Origin of the sequence: Bartonella sp. AA1HLJMS (genome assembly GCF_042197445.1) — a bacterium.
Classification (GTDB): Bacteria; Pseudomonadota; Alphaproteobacteria; order Rhizobiales; family Rhizobiaceae; genus Bartonella.
On sequence record NZ_JBHIRW010000183.1, the window covers coordinates 1 to 1,347 of the forward strand.

The following is a 1,347-nucleotide window of genomic DNA, read 5'->3' on the forward strand; positions in this document are numbered from 1 at the left end:
TGGAGCCTGCTGTGTATTTTCTGATGTCATAAAATACGCCCTCCAGATAATAAAAAACCCCGCATTTGCGGGGATTCAAAACTGCACTGTCCCTCGTTTAGATACAATACAACCAAGTACAGTGCTGTCATTAAATACGATTTGCTACACTTTGTCAACACTAAAATAACACATATTGATAATTTCAAAGGGAATCAGTTAAACAGCACTTATGAATAATTAAGGGTTCAAAATGATGAAATCATTATCCATAACACGCATCATAACATTTATAGCTTTCTTTTCTATATCAGCGCTACCTGCATCAGCGTCATTTGGATTTATAGACAAATTGACGCGTATGTTTACAAGTGTAGATACTATAGAGAAGTATAATCAACTTTACAATAAATACGTAAGTGAATCATATATTGGCTCTATGCATTCTGAAAAGGTACGCAAAGCAGAAGAACTTTCACTCAGAAATGGCGGAGAATATTCATTTTTTAACAAGGAAGATATATTGTATCGTCACATATCAGTTGTTGGTTGTGCATCCCTTATGAGTTTATTGCGGGGTGATTATAATAAGGAGATGTCGCAAATGGATCTACCCAATGTAATAAAGCGTTTACGCGATGAATATGATTGGAGTGAAAGCGATTTTATGTGGGCATACGACGTGGTCAATGATAACGAGGATCCAATGATTTATTATGCAAAAAAATTTATGACGGCTATAGATAAGCGTTACGATTTCAGAAAAGAACAAGTAGATAACATAGTATCTCACGTGAAAACAAATGATCATAAATGGTTAAAGGAACTCAGTGAACATTGCGGAAACTTACGAAGGATATACTATATAATGCAACCGTAATAGAGCTTGTCATTTACGATCAAAATGTTTCTGAAGCACATTAAGAGCAACGCGCAGTGAATTCACAAGGTGGGGTAGCATTTGATCTTCTATAACGAGGTACTGTAGCGCAGCGTGAAGATTGTACTGTCTATAAAGGCATTGTGCTTCTTTTAGTGCCTCTTGCGTGTTTATAAACTGCTCTGTTGCAAATTCTACCCATTTATCTCTTGCCTTATCATCAGATGATGATGGCATTTCGTCATAAATTGCATTAGGCAAGCCTTTTGCACAAAGGTAATTATTCCTTATCTGTAAATACTGTTGCGCGGCGTCGTATTGCTCTTGAGTAATCACGCCTTGCAAGCAAAGCCGCCCGATATAGGTACCAGAAAGTGGATTTTTTGCCTCTTGTAGCGTTAAACCAAAGCACTTTGCACGCATTTCTATTGCCAATTTATCAACGGCTTCACGCGGTGCTTTTGCACGTGATATACGTCCGTTTGGTT

General features: G+C 37.5%; 2 protein-coding genes. One reads left to right on the forward strand and one right to left on the reverse strand.

Annotated elements, in window-relative coordinates; genetic code table 11:
- Positions 1-232: 232 nt before the first annotated feature.
- Entirely contained in the window at positions 233-859 is a 627-nt protein-coding gene (locus tag ACFIQE_RS10440; RefSeq protein ID WP_375630707.1) for a hypothetical protein, read from the forward strand.
- A gap of 9 nt (positions 860-868) precedes the next feature.
- Here ACFIQE_RS10440 and ACFIQE_RS10445 read toward each other — a convergent pair.
- Positions 869-1,347, reverse strand: a 479-nt coding sequence (locus ACFIQE_RS10445) for a hypothetical protein (protein WP_375707133.1), incomplete at its 5' end; no start/stop codon positions are given.